The organism is Streptomyces sp. NPDC043878 (genome assembly GCF_056435735.1).
Genome location: NZ_JBWKDW010000035.1, coordinates 54,553 through 68,714, shown reverse-complemented (window position 1 = coordinate 68,714; position 14,162 = coordinate 54,553). Strand labels below are relative to the sequence as shown.

Annotated in this window: 12 protein-coding genes; 5 read left to right on the top strand and 7 right to left on the bottom strand. The window is 68.7% G+C overall.

The genetic code is table 11. The features are described from left to right. Positions 1 to 520 precede the first annotated feature (520 nt). From AC07AZ_RS34735 to AC07AZ_RS34725, 3 genes are all read right to left on the bottom strand, one after another. On the bottom strand, positions 521 to 1,297 hold the full coding sequence (locus AC07AZ_RS34735) for an RHS repeat-associated core domain-containing protein (RefSeq protein WP_478854727.1): 777 nt from the start codon (positions 1,295 to 1,297) through the stop codon (positions 521 to 523). Between the two features lie 482 nt (positions 1,298 to 1,779). Beyond that, the gene (locus AC07AZ_RS34730) at positions 1,780 to 2,073 is read right to left on the bottom strand and encodes a putative quinol monooxygenase (protein ID WP_478854726.1); all 294 of its coding nucleotides are present in this window, start codon (positions 2,071 to 2,073) and stop codon (positions 1,780 to 1,782) included. A 419-nt stretch (positions 2,074 to 2,492) separates the two neighbouring features. Then, on the bottom strand, positions 2,493 to 3,455 hold the full coding sequence (locus AC07AZ_RS34725) for a carbohydrate kinase family protein (RefSeq protein WP_478854725.1): 963 nt from the start codon (positions 3,453 to 3,455) through the stop codon (positions 2,493 to 2,495). A gap of 240 nt (positions 3,456 to 3,695) precedes the next feature. Between AC07AZ_RS34725 and AC07AZ_RS34720 the strand changes: the two genes are divergently transcribed. From AC07AZ_RS34720 to AC07AZ_RS34705, 4 genes are all read left to right on the top strand, one after another. Beyond that, positions 3,696 to 4,712, top strand: coding sequence for a substrate-binding domain-containing protein (locus AC07AZ_RS34720; protein ID WP_478854724.1), 1,017 nt, complete (start codon positions 3,696 to 3,698; stop codon positions 4,710 to 4,712). Positions 4,713 to 4,838: 126 nt separating this feature from the next. Then, a complete protein-coding gene (locus AC07AZ_RS34715; protein ID WP_478854723.1) occupies positions 4,839 to 5,852 on the top strand; it encodes an ABC transporter permease in 1,014 nt (337 codons plus the stop codon). Continuing rightward, positions 5,849 to 6,685: an ATP-binding cassette domain-containing protein gene (locus AC07AZ_RS34710; RefSeq protein ID WP_478854722.1), complete on the top strand. Its 837-nt coding sequence runs from the start codon at positions 5,849 to 5,851 to the stop codon at positions 6,683 to 6,685. The genes AC07AZ_RS34715 and AC07AZ_RS34710 overlap by 4 nt, the downstream gene beginning before the upstream one ends. A 76-nt stretch (positions 6,686 to 6,761) precedes the next feature. Then, entirely contained in the window at positions 6,762 to 7,877 is a 1,116-nt protein-coding gene (locus AC07AZ_RS34705; protein WP_478854721.1) for a LacI family DNA-binding transcriptional regulator, read from the top strand. A 439-nt stretch (positions 7,878 to 8,316) separates the two neighbouring features. Here AC07AZ_RS34705 and AC07AZ_RS34700 read toward each other — a convergent pair whose 3' ends face one another. Next, complete coding sequence (locus AC07AZ_RS34700; protein ID WP_478854720.1) at positions 8,317 to 9,228, bottom strand: hypothetical protein; 912 nt, start codon at positions 9,226 to 9,228, stop codon at positions 8,317 to 8,319. Positions 9,229 to 9,839: 611 nt separating this feature from the next. Here AC07AZ_RS34700 and AC07AZ_RS34695 point away from each other — a divergent pair. Beyond that, positions 9,840 to 10,112, top strand: coding sequence for a hypothetical protein (locus AC07AZ_RS34695; protein WP_478854719.1), 273 nt, complete (start codon positions 9,840 to 9,842; stop codon positions 10,110 to 10,112). A 119-nt stretch (positions 10,113 to 10,231) separates the two neighbouring features. Here AC07AZ_RS34695 and AC07AZ_RS34690 read toward each other — a convergent pair whose 3' ends face one another. From AC07AZ_RS34690 to AC07AZ_RS34680, 3 genes are all read right to left on the bottom strand, one after another. Then, entirely contained in the window at positions 10,232 to 10,909 is a 678-nt protein-coding gene (locus AC07AZ_RS34690) for a class I SAM-dependent methyltransferase (RefSeq protein ID WP_478854718.1), read from the bottom strand. Between the two features lie 400 nt (positions 10,910 to 11,309). Beyond that, positions 11,310 to 13,241 carry a right-handed parallel beta-helix repeat-containing protein gene (locus tag AC07AZ_RS34685; RefSeq protein ID WP_478854717.1) on the bottom strand — a complete coding sequence of 644 codons (1,932 nt, stop codon included), beginning with the start codon at positions 13,239 to 13,241 and terminating at the stop codon, positions 11,310 to 11,312. Positions 13,242 to 13,573: 332 nt separating this feature from the next. Beyond that, positions 13,574 to 13,954 (bottom strand): VOC family protein, encoded by a 381-nt coding sequence (locus tag AC07AZ_RS34680; RefSeq protein ID WP_478854716.1) that lies wholly within the window; start codon positions 13,952 to 13,954, stop codon positions 13,574 to 13,576. Positions 13,955 to 14,162: the final 208 nt, after the last annotated feature.

The following is a 14,162-nucleotide window of genomic DNA, read 5'->3' as shown; positions in this document are numbered from 1 at the left end:
TCTCCTGAAAACCCACCCGCGAAAAGAGAGAAACCAAAAAAAAAAAAAAAAAAACCCCCCCCCCCCCCCCCCCCCCCCCCCCCCCCCCGCCAGCCTCGTTCAGCGCGTAGCGCTGGCTTTGATTGGCATCATCGCCACGGCGCCGTTGTCGCCGACGACACTGGTGCGGGTACGGCGCCCCACGTGCCTTCCGGATTCGTCACTTCGAAGGGGACATCTTGCTCCTCCACGAACGGTACGCCCGGTACGCCAGCCAGCATGCATAGCCGATCGCCGCCCCGAAGGCCGCTGGCGCCCACACAGAAAGGCTGCGCCCAAAAGTGACCCCAATAGCCGTCATGGATGCAATGCAGCAACCCACTCCGACATAATTTTGGAGTTTACTTTCTCCCGACTTGGGCCGGTCACTCATCCGTCGTGGACTCCTCATCCTCTCAGTCCTCTCCAGCTCCAGCCGCGGACCGCCATGCCAGAACGCGATCTACGAGTCACGCGGCCAACTACCAGTGTGCGGCTTGCGTTACCGTTGCCAGCGGCGGGCCGCTATGCCCATGCCGCAACCTATACCGGCCGCATACCACGATCGGCGGGCAGCCTTGGTCACCCACGCAACCAATCCATTCCCGACGCCGCCGAAGAAGCAGGCTTGGACGTAGGGGTTGTGGTAATACCGCCTGACGTATTGGTTTCGATGTATGCGGTTTCGGACGCGATGGTGATAGTGCCTGGCGCGCGCATAGCCGGGCACGTGCCAGCTGTAACGGAAGGGCGACCAGCGGTCGCGGTGCCATGGAGCCTTCCAGTGCCACCCATAGCGACCGTCGAGATCGTAGGCGTTGATGGGGTCGACGGGATAGGTGTAGGCGTTGGGGTTGCCGCCGGGCACGGGGTCGGTGGTGAGGAAGCGCCCGGTGGTGGGGTTGTAGAGGCGGACGCCCATGAGGGTGAGGCCGGTGGGTGTCTCGGTGGAGCGGGTTTTCACTCCGAGCCAGCCGCAGCGGGCGGGCTGCTGCCCGGCACGGGCGTTGCCGTATTCGTCGGCGTCGAGGACGGACGGGGCGACGCTGGTGTCGAGGGGGAGTTGGAGGGTGATGTCGCCGTGGAGGTTGGCGAGTTGCAGGACGGTGCCACCGGTTTTGGTGCTGGTGGCGGCGAGGTCGCCGTAGGGGCCGTCGGCCCGGTCAGCTCGACCGACGCAGAGTCGACGGACCCCGAAGTCCTGTGACAGCCGGCGTGGGCTGGATCGGTGGCTGTTCGGTACAGCTGCCGCATTCCACGATCCTGATGTACGTCCCAACCAGCGTCACCCGGCAGAGCGTTCCCGCTGGCAACGCGACAGGACGCAGTAGTCCGCCAGCCCCCTCCCCACCCCGCCTCCAGGCGTTCGTCCGATCCCTCACGGGCCCCGCAGCCAACGTCGAGCCTCCATTCGGTCGCCGACGTGCAGCGTCAGGGAGCCCACCCCAACCCGGCGGGCCAACACCAGCCGGTCCTCCAGCGAAAGCGTCTCCATGAGGTCGTCCAGCGATGTTGTTGTCCGCGCGCCGTCCGCTGGCCGGCTGTCGTCTGGTCAGCGCGGGGGGCAGTCGTGGCGCCGGCTTCAACTGGTCCGAGCCCAGGTGCGTCTGTCCATGCGGCTCGCGTTCGCCCCGCTGGGCGAGCAGTTCGCGGACGGGGCGTTGGCTGACGGCGCCGACGGCGGCCGACGGCTTGGTCGCAGCGGCGCGAACCAGGCCCGAGAGCGGGGCCGCCCGAGGAGAGTCACCGCTGCGGACGCTGTCAGCTCACCGGATCGAGGAAGGTCAGCACCGAGGCGTCCTCCTCGATCAGCGGCGTGAGGGCGGCGTTGAACGGACCGCCGTACGGAGCCTTCAGGTGCGCCTGGAAGGCGTCCTCGTCCCGGTACACCTCGAAGATCCAGTAGGCGCGCGGGTGGGCGGCCTTGGTGTAGACGTCGAAGGCGAGGTTTCCCTCTTCGTCGCGCACCTTCTCGGCGTAGGCCAGGATCAGGCGGTCGACCTCCTCCTGGGTTCCCTCGCGGGCGGTGAACTCGGCGAGCAGGGTCTTGTTCACGGTGTGGTGTCCTTCGTGGTGGGGGTCAGTCGCGGTGGGAGCTGGGGTGCCGGACGCGGGCCTGGTCCGGCATCACCGAACCGTTCTCGGCGAAGACCTGGACTCCCCGGCCGGCGGGGTCCGGGAGGAAGGGAGCGGACGGTTGCCACCACCGCGATCATCCGCGGGCGGGCCTGGCGGAACACACGTCCAGAACTCATGGGTCTCTCCTGTGCTGCGGGCCGCCCACGCGGCCGGACCGCACGGCGTAGGCAGGCCGACAGTGACGCCCCGGAACCAGCGCCGTCGTCGGCGGCGCCCACCATGAGTGTCATCGATGACATGTTTCGCGATGACATCGAGTGGCCCGATGATGAACGCACTGCGGTCGACTCGTCAACGGTTGTCGCGCGATCACTCCTTCGCGGTCCAGCGGCCCGTCATGTGCCGCTGACGGCCGCGAGGCGCTCCAGCTGGTCCCGCCACGGGGGGTTGGGGCCGGCGACCGAACAGGTCAGGGCCGCGACGCGGGCGGCGAACCGGCACGCCTCCGCTACGTCGTCGAGGCGCACTTCGGCAAGTCGACCGCCGAGAAGGCCGCTGCTGCCGAGGTGGTGCAGCAACCCGGCCGTGAAGGAGTCCCCCGCCCCCACGGTGTCGACGACGGATGTCGCGACGGCGGAAACCCGTACCCGTTCACCGTCGAGTGAGGCGAGAGCGCCGTCGGCACCGCGCGTGACCACGACCAGCCGTGCTCCGGCGGCGTGCCAGATGTCGCAGGCCCGCTCGGGCGCCGTGCCCGGCAGCAGGAGTTCGAGGTCGTCCTCGCTCAGCCGGAGCACGTCGGCGAGGGCGCACCAGCGAGCGAGCCGGGCGCGGTAGACGTCGGGGTGGACGAGCAGCGGCCGGACATTGGGATCGATGCTGATGGTCGTGTGAGGCGCCGCGGCCGCCAGGAAGTCCTCCACCACCGCCGCACCGGGTTCCCGGACCAGGGCCAGCGACCCGGTGTGCAGGCAGGCGGTCCCGGTCAGATCGACGCCGCCCAGTTCCGCTGCGGTCCACTGCCAGTCGGCCGTGTTCTGCGCGTGGAAGGAGAACGTGGCCTGCCCGCGCGCGTCCAGCTCCGCCACAGCCAGTGTGCTCGGCTCCTCCGCTGGGACGGCGTCCGCCAGGTCCACGCCCGACGCTTCCAGATGGGCTCGGAACAGTCGTCCGAACACATCGCCCGACAGGCGCGCCAGGAAGCGCGCCGGCGTGCCGAGGCGGGCCAGGGCCACTGCCGTGTTCGCAGGTCCGCCGCCCGGCAGTACACGCAGGGCGAGTTCGTTGGAGGTGCTCACGGGTTGGGCGAACGCGTCCGCGACGCACTCCCCCAGGACGGTGATCTGACGCGGGCTCATGGACTGCTCTTCTCTGACGGGCCTACGGGCACCCCGGTCACGCGAGGACTGCCGGACACTCCTGCGGGACTGCGACCGCCGGGTTTGCCGATTTGTGACAAGCACAAGGCATTGACGTTTCCGGGAAGCGGAGTCCATCATCCTCGCCATGCGGTGTCAACGATGACATAAGTCAACGATGACACCACGGGTCGGCATGAAGCATGCCGACTGCCGCTCGTGAACCCGCAGGAGTTCGTCATGTCCCGCATTTCTCGTCCCACCTCCTCCCTTCTCAGAGTCGCCGCGTGCACGTCAGTGGCCGCCCTCGCCCTGACCGCCTGCGGTTCCGGCTCCGGGTCGAGTTCCGCGAGTTCCGGCTCGGGCACCGTCAAGGTCGGGCTGATCACCAAGACCGACACCAACCCGTTCTTCGTGAAGATGCGAGAGGGAGCGGAGAAGGCCGCCAAGGAAGAGGGCGTGCAACTGTCGACCGCCGCAGGCAAGTTCGACGGGGACAACGCCGGCCAGGTCACCGCCGTCGAGAACATGGTCGCCGCCGGTGTGAAGGGCATCCTGATCACCCCGAGCGACTCCAAGGCGATCGTTCCCGCCATCCAGAAGGCTCGCGCCAAGGGTGTCCTGGTCATCGCCCTGGACACCCCGACCGAACCGGAGAGCGCGGTCGACGCCCTTTTCGCCACCGACAACCGCAAGGCCGGCCAACTGATCGGCGAGTACGCCAAGGCCGCCATGAAGGGCAAGACGGCGAAGATAGCCACCCTCGACCTCGCACCCGGCGTCTCCGTCGGCGTCCAGCGGCACGAGGGCTTCCTGAAGGGCTTCGGCGCCACCGAAACGGACGTCGCCTGCGCCCAGGACACGGGCGGCGACCAGGCCAAGGGCCAGACCGCCATGGAGAACTGCCTCCAGAAGGAGCCCGGCATCAACGTCGTGTACACGATCAACGAGCCCGCCGCCCTGGGCGCGTACACCGCGCTGAAGGCCAAGGGCCGCGAGAAGGACGTTCTGATCGTCTCCGTCGACGGCGGCTGCACCGGGACCCAGGCGGTGAAGGACGGCAAGATCGCCGCCACTTCCCAGCAGTACCCGCTCAAGATGGCCGCCGAAGGCGTCAAGGCCGTGGTGACCTACGCCAAGGACGGCAAGAAGGCGTCCGGCTACACCGACACGGGCGTCACCCTGATCACCGACAAGGCCCAGACCGGTGTCACGTCCAAGGACACCGGCTACGGCCTGGAGAACTGCTGGGGCTGAGCCCGCCGGGACCGTACGACATCGCCTCTCCCCGAGCGGGGGCGGCCGGCCCCGCACCTCCCCGGCAGAGGACGGCCGCCCCCTGTCCTGCCACCCAGGGCTTCTGTCTTCCGACAAGGAATTCCCATGACTGCCACCTCCACACCACCGGCGACGTCCACGCCGTACGCCGAGCTCAAAGCACCGACCACGGCCCGCAGACTGCTCACGGCCCCCACCACCGGCCCGCTGGTCGCTCTCCTCCTCGCGTGCGCGTACTTCTCCCTCGCCTCGGACCAGTTCCTCACCGGCGGGAACTTCTCACTGATCGTGCAGCAGGTCATGGTCGTCGGAACCCTCGCCATCGGTCAGACCCTGATCATTCTCACCGCGGGCATCGACCTGTCGTGCGGAGCCGTGATGGCGTTCGGCAGCATCATGATCGCCAAGACGGCGGCCGAGGGCTCCCTGCCCCCGCTCCTCGCCATCGCTCTGGGCCTGGTCGTCTGCGGCGGATTCGGGCTGCTCAACGGGCTGTTGGTGCAGAAGATCCCGCTGCCGCCGTTCATCGTCACCCTCGGCATGCTCAACGTGGCGTTCGCGCTGACCCACATCTACTCCAAGGAACAGACCGTCACCAGCCTGCCCGGCGCGCTGACGGCTCTCGGCCAGACCTTCCCGCTCGGCCACACCGACATCACCTACGGCTCCCTGGTCACCATCGCCCTGTTCCTCCTCCTCGCCTACGCGCTGAGCAGCACCGGCTGGGGCCGGCACGTCTACGCCCTGGGGAACAGCCCGGAGGCGGCACGCCTCAACGGCATCCGCACCTCCCGCCTGACCATCGGCATCTACACCGTGGCCGGTCTGCTGTACGGCATCGCCGCCCTGCTGCTCATCTCCCGCACCGGAGTCGGCGACCCGCAGGCGGGGCAGACCGACAACCTCGACAGCATCACCGCCGTGGTCCTCGGCGGCACCAGCCTCTTCGGCGGACGGGGCTCCGTGCTGGGCACCTTCATCGGTGTCCTCATCGTCGGTGTCTTCCGCAACGGGCTGCAGCTCATGGGCGTCGCCTCCATCTACCAGACCCTGATCACCGGGGTGCTGGTGATTCTCGCGGTGACCATCGACCAGATCTCCCGGAAGAAGGCCCGATGACGACCACCGCCTCCCCCACCCCCGTTCTGCAGGCCCGCGGTCTGGTCAAGCGCTACGGCCAGGTCACCGCCATCGACGGCGCCGACTTCGACCTGCTGCCCGGCGAAGTCCTCGCCGTCATCGGCGACAACGGAGCCGGCAAGACCAGTCTCATCAAGGCACTCACCGGGGCGGTCGTCCCCGACGCCGGCGAGATACGCCTGCACGGCAAACCCATCCAGTTCTCGGGGCCGCAGAGCGCACGCGCCCACGGCATAGAGACCGTGTACCAGGACCTCGCGGTGGCGGCCTCCATGGACATCGCCTCCAACATGTTCCTCGGCCGCGAACTGCGCCGCCCCGGTGTGCTCGGCAACGTCTTCCGCATGCTCGACAAGAAGCGCATGCGCCAGGAGGCCGCCGAGCACATGGCCGACCTGAAGATCGGCCTGCGCTCGCTCACCCAGGCGGTCGAGACCCTCTCCGGCGGACAGCGACAGGCCGTGGCCGTCGCCCGCTCCGTCGCCTGGGCACGCAGCGTCGTCGTCATGGACGAACCCACCGCCGCTCTCGGCGTCAAGGAGTCGGGCCAGGTCCTCGACCTCATCCGCCGTGTCCGCGACCAGGGCATGCCGGTGGTCCTGATCAGCCACAACATGCCCCACGTCTTCGAGATCGCCGACCGGATCCACGTCCACCGGCTGGGCCGGCGCGCCGCTCTGATCAAACCCTCCGACTACTCCATGGCGGAGGTCGTCGCCATCATGACGGGCGCGCTCACCGTCGATGGGGCTGGAGGTACTGTCGTAGCGGATTCCGAGGCCGCGAAGGCCGCGGGCGTCCAGGCCACCTGACCACACCACTCAGCGCTCGACGGAATCCGGCCGAGGCCGCGGCCGGAACCGGCGAGTATAGGAGACGGTTTCCTCCATGGCAGCGAACCGCCGCCCAACCCTGGCCGACGTCGCACGCGAAGTGGGTGTCAGCGCCAAAACGGTCTCCCGCGTCCTCAACGAGGACGGACCCGCGTCGACCCGGACCAGGGAACAGGTACTCGCCGCGGTGGCCAAACTCGGCTTCCAGCCGAACCTCATGGCGCGCAACATCCGCGTCGGCGGGCCCGACACCACCATCGGGCTGGTCGTACCCGACCTGGGCAACCCGTTCTTCGGAGCCGTGGCCGGAAGCATCGAGGACGCCGTCCGCGACCGCGGACTCACTCTGCTGATGGGCTCCTCGGCGGACGACCCCGACCGCGAACGCGCCCTGACCGACAAGTTCCTGGCCCGCCGCGTCAGCATCCTGATGGTCGTGCCGTCCGTCGGCGCCGACCACTCCCACCTCAGGACTCACCGCGCCGCCGGACTGCCCGTCGTCTTCATCGACCGCCCTGGAGCGGGCCTGGTGACCGACAACGTCGTCAGCTCCAACCGCGAGGGCGCCCACGACGGCGTCGCCCACCTGGTCGCCCACGGCCACCGGCGTATCGGATTCCTCGGCGACCTGCCCACCAGGCTCTACACCCGGCGCGAGCGCCTCGCCGGGTACCGCGAGGCGCTGCGGCAAGCGGACCTGCCCTACGACCGTTCCCTGGTGAGCAGCGCACACGACCAGCACGGGGCCTCCGCCGCCACGTCCCAACTGCTGAGCCTCCCGGATCCCCCGACCGCGCTCTTCGCCGGCAACAACATCGTCGCCCTGGGCATCGTCACCGAACTCGCCCGCACCAGGAGGAAGGACGTGGCCGTCGTCGCCTTCGACGACGTGCCGCTCGCCGAAGCACTCGAACCGGCCCTGACCGTCGTCGCCCAGAACCCCGAAGACATCGGCAGAACGGCGGCAGCCACCGCCCTGGCCCGCCTGGACGGCGACCGTTCCCGCTCTCGCACCACCACTGTCCCCACCCGGCTGATCGTCCGAGGCTCGGGCGAGCAGACTCCTACGGCGACGCAGAACGTCCCACTCCGAGGAGACCGGCGCGCGCACGGCAAGCATCCTGCCCTGGACATCGGCCTCGGGACGACCACGAGGCGCGCGAGCGCGTGAACTCCGAGCGCTGACGTCCTGGTTGGGCGGCGCTCGACACGATCCCGGTCCCGGGGCGCGTCGGATGCGGTCTGCCGCCTCCGACGCGTTCTGAGCCACCAGTTGCCGGACTACCGCCGCTTCAACCACCGCGCCACCCGGACCTGATGACGTCCTTCGGCGGTCGGGCCGCCGCTGTTGACCGTATCCGCGCAGGAACGCGGTCCCACGCCGGTCGTGCCACCACCGTTGACCGTCTCCGCGCTTGAACGTGGCCCCACGCCGGTCGTCGGTCTCCGGGCAACCCGCGGAGGCAGTGCCGGCCGACGTTCGGGGCCTGAAACGACAGACGGCTCCGCCGGGATGGGTCACCGATGTACCGGTGCCCTCGGCGGAGCCGTCGGTCATACACCCACAGCCGGGTGGGGAGCGGGTCGGAACTCCGCGCGCTCCCCTGGTGTCAGGAGCGGCGGCGGCGGCCGGCGGTGTACATCGTTCCGGCGCCGATGGCGACGACCACGGCGGCCGCACCGGCGATCAGACCGACCGGTGCGCTCGAGCCCGTCTCCGCGAGCGGCGGCGTGCTCTCACTCGGCGAGGGTGCCGGAGTCGCGGGCGGGGTCGACTCCTTGGGCGGCACGTCCGAGTCCGTGGGCGGTGTGGTGGATGAGCTGGGGCTCGTGGGAGGGGTCGACTGCTCGGCCGGCGGCTCGCTGCTCGCGGGAGCCGTGGGCGTGGAGGGAGTGGCGGGCGTCGACTCCGAGGGGGTCGTTCCGGGCGAGCTCGGCTGCGTAGGAGTGCATGCCTTCTCCCCGCCGTTCCACGCCGCTATGAGGTGGAACGGGGTGACGACGTTGCCCGGCTGATAGGGAGCGGGACCGTGACCCTCGCCCGTCCCGCCGTCATAGGTGACGTCCTCGCCGTACAGGTCGATCTGGCCGTAGCAGTCCGGTGTCTTCACCCCCAGCTTCTGCCAGGTGCGCTTCTCGTCGCCCGCACCGGCGACATCGGCGGCCGTGAGGTACACGGTGGCCTTGTCGGTGAGGGTCTGGTGGCCCGAGGTGTACCAGTTGGGACCCTCGGTGGTGTATTCGGCCAGCGAGACGGGGTACTTGCAGCCGTCGCCGACGCTCTGGCCGGGGGCCAGCCGGACCTCGACGGTGCCGGGCATGGTGTCCCAGCTGTGGAATCCGCCCTGCGAAGTCCAGTCGGCGCCGACGGCGCTGCCGTCGGCGTCGACGATGCGGTACTGGACCGTGGCTGACTCGCACGCCCCGCTCTCGGTGGCATGAGCGACGCCCCCGGTGAGCACGGGCCCGGCGGCGGCGAAGGCCGCCGCCGTGAACACCGCGGCGATTCTTGATTGGCGCATACGCGACAAAGTGAACCTCTGATGAATCGAAGTGTGGGAGGTGGCGTTGACGAGTGGAGGGGGTGACCAAAACGACCAGAAGAGCCGCAAAACGCCCACAGCGCCACTCGCGTCACTTCACTCACTGTGGATAAAGCGAAGTAGAGCGAATTCTGGCCGCTCTTCACAGCTTCCGTCAATTCTTCACACACTCAACATGGTCGCATGGAGCGGGAGTTCACCCAGGGCAGCGCTGTCACCACGCTCCCGTGACAGCGCGAGGAAGCGACTCCTCTTTCGCGGTGTTCCGACCGCCGCCGGGCTCTCCACCTCGTTCGAGACACCTTTACCGCGTCCCGGCCCAACTGCGAGCTGCGTCCCCGACTTCGATCCGGCCAAGGTGACGATCACGGTCCATTGCTCTAAGCTGCGGCTTGCACCTCCCGGGGGGCGGCTGGCCGAATATCGACCAGCACCGTGACACGTGCGCATCACCCACGCCATCTCAACTCGTGCCTCAGCATGCCGTCAGGCGCCCGCGCCTGCACGCGCCTGCCGCCCGAGGCTGCCCGGAAGGGTCCGGATCGGCGCGTTTCCCCGGATCACACAGTCATCGGAAGGCAGAGAACGTCATGGCGGAACGGCAGTACCTCGGTCAGGGCACCACCACGTCCTGGGAGAAGTTCTGGTACATCCTGGGTTGCATCTACTTCGGTGCCGCCTACCTCCAGAAGGTCCCGGTGAAGAAGGCGCTGAGCGAGTACGGGCTGGTCGAGATGACCGGTGCCGAGAAGTTCTGGTACGTCGTCCAGTGCATCTTCTTCGGTGCCGGGTACTTCGGGAAGGTCACCATCAAGAAGGCACTGTCCGAGGTACGGAACAGCGGCGGGGTCCCCACGGTCTGACGACACCCGGGGCCGGCAGGAGCCGCGGACCCGAATCGCGAGGAGCGAGCCGGGCCGGCGGCCCGGCGTCCATGGATCCGGGGCGATGTCGCGCCGGAGTTCCGACCACCGCCTGAGCGTCAGCGCCCGGCCTCGTCGCGGCGGCAGTACAGGAAAAGGTGAGGCTCCGGCCCTGCGCCGGGGTGGTCCGGACTGAAGACGGTGTCGTGCCGCGACAGCACCGTAAGCCCTGCCGCCTGCACCATGGCGACGAGGTCTTCCTCGGCGAAGCTCGTCGCGCGAACCGGTTGGCCCATGAAGACCACCTCGACGTCCTCCACGTCCGCCGGCACGGTGGCCAGCACCAGATGCCCTCCTGGCCTCAAGGCCAGGGCCAGCCGCCGCGTCAGTGCCGACTGCTCGGCGCGGGTCATCTGCAGCAGTGAGAAGAACACGCAGACACCGTCGAACGACTCCGCCCCCAGGGGGAGATCCCGGATGTCTCCGCGGCGGAACTCGGCCTCGGGGACCTGGCGGGTGGCGAGTTCGACCATGACGGGAGAGACGTCGACGCCCAGCACCGAGTGCCCTGCGGCGATGAGCGCGGCCGCGGTGGGCCGCCCGGTGCCGCTGCCCACGTCCAGCGTCCGCGCTGCGGGCGGCAGCCGCTCGATCAGCCATTCCAGCGCGGACAGATGCGCGGGCGCACCGGCGAACGCCTTCTCGTAGTCGGGGCCCAGCGCGTCGAACAGCACGGCAGCAGGCGGCCGTTGGTCATCGTGCCTCACGTCGGTATCCCTTCGCTCGCCGACCCGCATCGTCGCACTCCCTGAACGCGGCCCACAACGGCGTGCCACCGCGTGTCCCGTGGGACCGGAAGGGCAATGAGCGCCCGCACTCAACGGTGGACCGACGTGCCGGCGTTCGCCGATGGTGAGCAGTCCGACCTCCCTCAGAACCGGAGCGCGTCGGGGTTACCGCCGGTCCCGGCGTGGTTCAGTCGGCGGACAAGCCCGGCGTGCGACCAAGGCGCTCCTTGCTTGGCGCCGTCAAGCCCTCGGGCCACTGGGCGAATTCGGACACCACCGGGTTCGAGGGACCGATCCCGTGACCGATGGGGACTCCTGTCACCGCTGGGTCGTGGCTCCTCTCCCCAGGTCGTGACACAGCGGACGCCGTCCCCGTACCTGGCGGCGTCCGCCGTGACGCGATCCGGGGTCAGGCGGGCTGCCAACCGAGGATCGACTTGTACGCCGACTCGACGCCGCCGGCCGCGATGACGGTCGACGGGATCTGGTCCGGGTCCGTGATGTTGTGGTTGTCCTTGATCACGACTCCCTTCTGGTCGTAGTCGGACGGACCGGCCGGCCAGTAGTCGCCCTCGATGTCCGTCGGGTCGTACGTCCCGTCGTTCAGCGTGTAGTTCGTGTGCTTGCTGCCCCACGGCGAGACGTTGATGTTCCACACCGCGTTGCCGAGGATCGACACATAGCTGGCGCCGTTGTCGGTGTACAGGACATGGCCGCCGGAGGTGTTGAGCTGGTCGTGGACCACGTTTCCGGTGACGTGCTCACCGGTCGCCATCGACGTGCCGGTGATTCCGTTGGTGTAGACGGCGCCGCCGTCGCCGAGCAGCGACATGTGGTCGTAGATCAGGTTGTACGAGATGGTGTTGTGGTGGGAGTAGTTCGGTTGCGCGGGCAGCTTCACCTTGTCGGGCCAGCCGCCCCAGCCGATGGAGATCGCCGTGTAGGGCACGTGGTCGATCTGGTTGTGGGTGATGGTCGACGTCTCGATGTACCCGGCGTCGATCGCGACCCCGCCGTGGTATTCCGCGGCGATGTCGTAGAAGTGGCTGTCCTTCACGGTGATGCCGCTGGTGTGCCGCGTCGCGTCGCTGGGCTGCGGGATGTCGACACCGCCCAGGTCGAGGCCGTTGCCGGAGACATCGGTGAACACGCACGCGGTGACCGTGTCGCCCTGGGAGCCGTCGCCCAGATCGAGCCCGGCCGCGCCGAGATGGACGAAGTAGTCGTGGTCGAAGTGGATGTTCTTGTCGTACGTGAAGCGGACCGCACCGGGCATCTTCGTCCAGTTGCCGTACGGGCACGTGCCTCCCGACACGAAGTCGCACAGACCCTGGGTGGCGTAGCCGCTCGCGCCGGTGACCTGGTAGGTGGCCTGGATCTCGGAGAAGCCCGTGCCGGTGTTGGACGTCGTGTAGGCGGCGTAGCTGAACTGGATGCCCTGGAAGCCGATGTGGGTCGGCTCGTCGGACGCCTTGCCGGAACTCGCCACCAGGGTGCCCAGCGACGGCGCCTCGACGTCCGCGGTGGTCAGGTCCTCCCCGGAGCGCGGCAGGTAGTAGAACCGGTGCTGGCTCCTGTCCAGGTAGAACTCGCCCGCTTTGTCGAGCAGTTCGTAGGCGTTCTCCACCGCAGTCGGGGCCTCGGTGATCGACTTGCGGCCGACCAGGTTCACCGTGCGGCCGGAGTCGTCGGTGCGCATGACCCGCTGGGTGGAGTTGTTCCAGCAGGGCTGGGCCATGGTGATGGCGGTGCCGGTGACGGAGGCGACCGGGCAGCGCGGCTCGGTCCACGCCCCGAGGCCGCCCCGGTAGACGAACTCGATCGCCGACGGGTTGCGCCACCCGGCCATGGGGTCACCGGACGCGGTGGTGTATCCCGTAGCCGTCTGGGTGACCGTCACCGGGAGCGTGCCCGTGGCGCGCCGGGCCCTCGTGCCGTTGACGTACAGCTGTCGGGTGTCCAGGTCGGCCGGGGCCGGAGCGGACCAGATCCCGCCGCTGCCCTTGGTCCATCCGCTGACCCGGACTCCACCGCTGACGACCGGAGACTGTCCGGACGCCGCCTTCCACCAGACGGTTCCCGCCGACCCGCCGCCGGAGTCCGCTGCGGTGAAGGTCAGTGTCTTGGTGAGCCGGTAGACACCGCCCGCCAAGGTCACGGTGACCGGGCCGGAGGTCGACTTGTCGATGGCCCGGACCGCGGTCTGCGCCTTGGTGAGCGTGCGGAACGGTTCCGCCGCACTGGTGCCCGCGTTGCTGTCGCTTCCGGTGGGCGAGACGAAGTAGGTGACGGCGGTCGCCGCGTGCGCCTGTCCCGTCAGTCCCCAGGCAGGCAAGAGCACGCAGACGAGCGCCGCAATCACCCGCCAAGGTCCGATGACTAATCGCATCGATGTGGCGCCCCTCATGACCAGCCCCTCTGACGTGTTGGAAACATGCAGGGAAAGTAGGGGTAAGCGCGCGCAGGGTCAACACTCTCGGCGTAGATACATCGGATCTATATCCACGTCCCGCCCTGACGTTGCTGCACCGCGGTACAGCATGCCGACGGAGCGACCGGGTTCGGTCTGCGGGCCGGTGCTGTGCCGACTGAGGGTCCGGCGACCTGACGACCTGGCGGCCTGACGATCTGGCGGCCTGAAGGACTGAAGGCTGACGGCCTGGCGGCCGCGCGTCAGCTGGGGAGCTGCTGCAAGGTCCAGCCATTGCCGTCCGGGTCGGTGAACGCCGCGTAGGAGACGGTCGGTTTGCCCGGCGCGCTCATGTCCACCACCTCGGCGACTTCGACTCCGCGCCCGACCAACTCGGTCCGCGCGGCGTGGATGTCGTCGACGACGAGGTGCAGACCCTGGACCGAGCCCGCAGGCGTGCCGACGATGCCGACGCCGATGGCGATCGAACAGGACGACCCCGGCGGCGTCAGTTGGACGACGCGGAAGCTGTCGTTCGGGCTGAAGTCGAGGTCGACGTCGAAGCCGAGGCGATCGGCGTAGAAGCTCTTGGCGCGGTCGACGTCGGTGACCGGGAGCGGGATCAGTTCGAGGCGGTAGTCCATGGCGGGGTTCCCTTCACAGGATCGGTTGGTCGGTGTTCACCGAGACGTCGGGTGCCGCGGGCCTGCGGATCGGCAGTTGCGGCGAACGTTCTCGGCACACCGTGAAGTTTCCTTGATCGGCGGAACGGACCGCCAGCGACCACTGGCACTCGGCCGGTGAACCTGACGCTGAACCGCCCGCACGGCAGAGACGGCTACGACGCCAACG

Excerpts from the sequence above, each read along its gene's own strand:
- AC07AZ_RS34725 (WP_478854725.1), bottom strand. The coding sequence starts at position 3,455 with ATGAGCCCGCGTCAGATCACCGTCCTGGGGGAGTGCGTCGCGGACGCG.
- AC07AZ_RS34720 (WP_478854724.1), top strand. The coding sequence starts at position 3,696 with ATGTCCCGCATTTCTCGTCCCACCTCCTCCCTTCTCAGAGTCGCCGCG.
- AC07AZ_RS34715 (WP_478854723.1), top strand. The coding sequence starts at position 4,839 with ATGACTGCCACCTCCACACCACCGGCGACGTCCACGCCGTACGCCGAG.
- AC07AZ_RS34710 (WP_478854722.1), top strand. The coding sequence starts at position 5,849 with ATGACGACCACCGCCTCCCCCACCCCCGTTCTGCAGGCCCGCGGTCTG.
- AC07AZ_RS34705 (WP_478854721.1), top strand. The coding sequence starts at position 6,762 with ATGGCAGCGAACCGCCGCCCAACCCTGGCCGACGTCGCACGCGAAGTG.
- AC07AZ_RS34700 (WP_478854720.1), bottom strand. The coding sequence starts at position 9,228 with ATGCGCCAATCAAGAATCGCCGCGGTGTTCACGGCGGCGGCCTTCGCC.
- AC07AZ_RS34695 (WP_478854719.1), top strand. The coding sequence starts at position 9,840 with ATGGCGGAACGGCAGTACCTCGGTCAGGGCACCACCACGTCCTGGGAG.
- AC07AZ_RS34690 (WP_478854718.1), bottom strand. The coding sequence starts at position 10,909 with ATGCGGGTCGGCGAGCGAAGGGATACCGACGTGAGGCACGATGACCAA.
- AC07AZ_RS34680 (WP_478854716.1), bottom strand. The coding sequence starts at position 13,954 with ATGGACTACCGCCTCGAACTGATCCCGCTCCCGGTCACCGACGTCGAC.